Consider the following 4257-nt stretch of genomic DNA (forward strand, 5'->3'; position numbering starts at 1 on the left):
GCGGCCCGCGCGCTGGCCGCGGCCGGCCTGACCGTCGTGTGCGACGCGCCGCGCACCGCCGGTGCCGCGGCGACGGCCGGCGGCCGCGCGATCATGGTCGGCCCGGACGACGGTCAGCCGGGGGCCCTCGTGGGCGGTCCGGACGGCGGGCGGCCGGGGGCCGTCGTGGCGGTGTCGCCGTTCTGGCCGGGCACGGCCGCGACGGCCCGGACGCGGGCGGTGACCGGGCTGGTGACCAGCGGGCTGGCCGCCGCGCTCTACGTAACCGGTGACGGCGCCTGCGACGGCGAGCGGGCGGCGATGGCGCTGTCCCAGGGCAAGCACGTCTTCGCCGCGCCCGGCCTGCCCTGGACGCCCCGGCTGGCCTACCGGGGAGGAGTCACTGTCGTAGCGGGCATTGACGAGCTGGCGCGCCAGGCGGTCAATCTTGTAGATGTGACCCGGCTGACGACCGTCTTCTGACCATGGGCGACGCCCGCGCGGTGACCGAGGCGTACCTGCAGATCTTCCGCAACGTCCCGGCCGCCGGTCCCGGCGTCTGCCGGATCTGCCACACCGGCGCCGGCGGGCCGTCCGGGCTCTGCGTCACCTGCGGCGTCACCACCCAGGGCCTGTACCGCCACACCGAGCACGTCGTGCCGGTCTCGCTGTGCGTGCGCGACGGCGACGGCGCCCAGCTGCACGCGATCGTGACCCGCCGCAGGGACCCGCCGGGCAGCGTGCGCCGGGTGCCCTTCCTGGCCGCCACCGTGGCGCGTTTCCACCGGGCCCACTCCGCCTGCCTGACCCGGCTGGCCGGCGGCCCCTTCACGATGGTCACCACGCTGCCCGGCACCCGGCTCGACCGGCCCATCGAGGTCTTCGGCCCGATGCCGCGGATCGTGGACATGGTGGGCGACCTGCGCGGGCTGCACCGTCCCGTGCTGATGGCGGGGTCGGCGCAGGCGGCCGAGAACCTCGCGCGGCGGCGGTCGGACGAGCGGGCCTTCCAGGTGCTGGGCCGCGTCGACGGCGCGCGGGTGTTGCTGGTGGACGACCTGTTCGTCTCCGGCGCGCACGTCCAGAGCGCGGCCTCGGCGCTCTACCTGGCCGGGGCGCGGGCGGTGGTCGCGCTGGTGATCGCGCGGCTGGTCTTCCCGCGCGCCGGCGGCGACACCGCCCGGCTGTGGGAGCGGGCCTGCGCCGAGCGGTTCGACTTCGATCGCTGCTGCCGCGCGGGCGCGCCGACCGTTGACCGCGCAACGGATTTCGGTTGAGATCACCCCATGAGCTTCGCCGTGCCCGAGCACGTCCGGCCGATCCGCGACGCCGTGCGCGCGTTCATGACCGAGCGCGTCGAACCGGCCGAGGAGGTGCTGCACGAGGGCGGGCCGCGGGCCGCCGCCACCATGGCCCGGCTGCGGGACGAGGCCAGGAAGGAGGGCCTGTGGGCCCTCGGCCACCCGTGCGAGCTGGGCGGCGGCGGGCTGCCGTTCCTCGACTACGTCTACGTCAACGAGGTCCAGGGCCGCAGCGAGTACGGGCAGCTCGCCCTCGGCACGTTCACCCTGCAGGACTCGCTCATGCTGCACGAGCACGCCTCCCCCGAGCAGCGCGAGCGCTACCTGGAGCCGCTGGTGCGCGGCGACATCTCGCCCAGCTTCGCGATGACCGAGCCGGAGGTCTCCAGCAGCGACCCCACCCAGCTCACCACCTCCGCCGTGCTCGACGGCGACGAATGGGTGATCAACGGGCACAAGTGGTTCACGACGGGCGCGTCGGTGGCGGCGTACACGACCGTGATGTGCCGGACCGAGCCGGACGCGCCGCCCCACCGGGCCTTCTCCATGATCCTCGTGCCGACGGACACGCCCGGCTACACGATCGTGCGCGAGACCCCCGTGCTCGGCCTCGGCGGCGCGCACTGCGAGGTGCGCTACGAGGACGTGCGGGTGCCGGCCGCGAACCTGCTGGGCGAGCGCGGGCACGGCTTCGTCATCGCCCAGCGGCGTCTCGGGCCCGGCCGGATCTTCCACTGCATGCGCTGGCTCGGGCAGGCGCAGCGGGCCTTCGACCTGATGTGCCGGCGGCTGCACGCGCGCACCGCCTTCGGCGAGCCGCTGGCGGCCAAACAGCTCATGCGGCAGCACGTGTTCGACTCCTACACCGAGATCCAGGCCGCCCGCCTGCTCACGCTCCAGGCCGCCGAGGCCGTGGACGCCGGCTCGCAGGCCCGCGTCGAGATCGGCGCGATCAAGGTGGTGGGGGCGCGCATGCTGCACAACGTCATCGACCGGGCCGTCCAGGTGTACGGCGCGGCCGGCCTGACCCCCGACACGCCGCTGGAGCGCATGTACCGGCACGCCCGCGCCGCGCGCGTCTACGACGGCCCCGACGAGGTGCACATCGACGCGGTCGGCCGCCGCCTGCTGGGCGCGTACGCGGCCGGCGGCGCCTGGGAGTTCGGCCCCCGATGAACCGCGTCGAGACGATCGTCCGCGAGGTGTACGGCCCGGACGCGGCCGTCCCGGACGCGGTCAGGCTGCCCGGCGGGGCCTCCAGGGAGACCTGGGCCCTGGACGTGGTCGTCCCCGGCGGCGACCGGCACGAGCTGGTGCTCCGGCTCGACGGGCCGGGGGCCGCCCTGGAGGCGGGGACGGGGCTGGCCGAGGAGGCGCGGCTGATGCGGGCGGCGGCCGACGCCGGGGTCCCCGTCCCGCACGTCGTGGCCGCCGCCGGCCCACCAGCCGGACCGCCCACCGGCCCACCCACCGGGCCGTACGTCCTGATGAGCCGGATCCCCGGCGAGACCATCCCGCGCCGGATCCTGCGGGACGAGGCGTACCGGGAGGCCAGGCCGAAACTGGCCGCCCAGTGCGGGCGGGCGCTGGCGGCCATCCACCGCATGCCGCTGTCCTGCCTGCCCGAGACCGGCCCCGCGACCGCACCCGCGACCGCGCCGCAGGCCGTGCCCGCCGACCCGCTGCGCTTCTGGCGTGACGTGCTCGACCTGACCGGCCAGCCGCATCCCGTGTTCGAGCTGGCCCTGCGCAGGCTGGAGGCCGATCGGCCGCCCGCCGTCCCGGCGAGCGTCGTGCACGGCGACTTCCGCAACGGCAACCTGATCGTCGGCCCGGAGGGCGTCAGGGCCGTGCTCGACTGGGAGCTGGCCCACGCCGGCGACCCGCTGGAGGACCTGGGCTGGCTGTGCGTCAAGGCGTGGCGGTTCGGCTCGCCGCTGCCCGTGGGCGGGTTCGGCGGCTACGCCGAGCTGACCGCCGCCTACGAGAAGGCCGGCGGCCGGCCCGTCGACCTGGACGCGCTGCGCTGGTGGGAGACGTTCGGCGTGCTGAAATGGGGGATCATCTGCGTCACGCAGACCATGCGGCACCTGCGCGGCGGCGCCTCCTCGGTCGAACTGGCCGCCCTCGGCCGCCGCGCCTGCCAGAACGAGTGGGACCTGCTCGGCCTGCTGACCTGACCTGACCTGATTTGCCCCGACCGGTCGGCCCGCCGGAGCCCTCAGCCCCCGGCGACGGCCGCCGCGATCACGTCCACCAGCCCCTCCACCACCTGCGATCGGTCGACCTCCGGATGCTCCAGCCACCAGTCGCCCGTCGTCTGCACCATGCCGACGAACGCGTGGCCGAGCACCTGCGCCCGCACCGGGTCGGCCACCACCCGCTCGTCGGCCAGCACCCGGCCCAGCTCCTCGCCCAGGCCGCGCACGAGCGAGGTCATGTGGGAGCGGATGCGGGTGTCCTCGGCGCTGGCCCGGTGGAACAGGAAGCGGTAGAGGTCGAGGTTGGCCGAGATCAGGTCGAGATAGACGCCGATGGCGGCGCGGGCACGGGCCCGCAGGTCGGTGCCGGGCCCGGCGAACTGCGGGCGGAGCTGGGCGATGACCGTGCGCACGTGGCGGTCGGCCAGCGCCTGGTACAGGCCGCTCTTGTCGCCGAAGTGGCGGTAGAGGACGGGTTTGGTGATGCCGGCCTCGGCGGCGATGGCCGCCATCGACACCTCGGGGCCCTCGGCCAGGATGGCCCGGTCGGCGGCGTCGAGCAGCGCCCTGCGCCGGTCGGGGTCCCGTCTGCTCATCTGCTCAGGATAGATCGCAGACGACGCGGCAGCAGCGCCGAGAAGACCAGTAACGCGCCGGTGTAGGCGTACAGGCCGGTCGCCCCGGCGAGGGTGCCGGGCGGCTCGGCCCACGGCGGCTCCCACAGGCCGGGCAGCGCGCCCGCCAGGCCGATCGCGGCCCGCAGGTCGAGGGCGAAC

6 protein-coding genes are annotated in these 4257 nt (G+C 75.4%); 4 read left to right on the top strand and 2 right to left on the bottom strand.

The window, feature by feature from the left end; translation table 11 throughout:
* The 4 genes from ACWCSD_RS48870 to ACWCSD_RS48885 form a co-directional block, all read left to right on the top strand.
* A partial coding sequence (locus ACWCSD_RS48870) for a hypothetical protein (RefSeq protein ID WP_449926067.1) occupies positions 1-462 on the top strand: 462 nt, incomplete at its 5' end.
* A 2-nt stretch (positions 463-464) separates the two neighbouring features.
* Complete coding sequence (locus tag ACWCSD_RS48875; protein WP_397156542.1) at positions 465-1256, top strand: hypothetical protein; 792 nt, start codon at positions 465-467, stop codon at positions 1254-1256.
* Between the two features lie 9 nt (positions 1257-1265).
* A complete protein-coding gene (locus tag ACWCSD_RS48880) occupies positions 1266-2456 on the top strand; it encodes an acyl-CoA dehydrogenase family protein (RefSeq protein WP_449926072.1) in 1191 nt (396 codons plus the stop codon).
* Positions 2453-3460, top strand: coding sequence for a phosphotransferase family protein (locus ACWCSD_RS48885; protein ID WP_449926075.1), 1008 nt, complete (start codon positions 2453-2455; stop codon positions 3458-3460). Before ACWCSD_RS48880 ends, ACWCSD_RS48885 begins: the two co-directional genes overlap by 4 nt.
* Before the next feature lie 41 nt (positions 3461-3501).
* Here the strand turns inward: ACWCSD_RS48885 and ACWCSD_RS48890 are convergent, their stop codons facing one another.
* Both ACWCSD_RS48890 and ACWCSD_RS48895 read right to left on the bottom strand, forming a co-directional pair.
* On the bottom strand, positions 3502-4077 hold the full coding sequence (locus ACWCSD_RS48890; protein ID WP_357975501.1) for a TetR/AcrR family transcriptional regulator: 576 nt from the start codon (positions 4075-4077) through the stop codon (positions 3502-3504).
* On the bottom strand, positions 4074-4257 hold a 184-nt coding region (locus ACWCSD_RS48895), incomplete at its 5' end, for a hypothetical protein (RefSeq protein WP_449926078.1). The genes ACWCSD_RS48890 and ACWCSD_RS48895, both read right to left, overlap by 4 nt.

Source organism: Nonomuraea sp. NPDC001684, assembly GCF_053596515.1.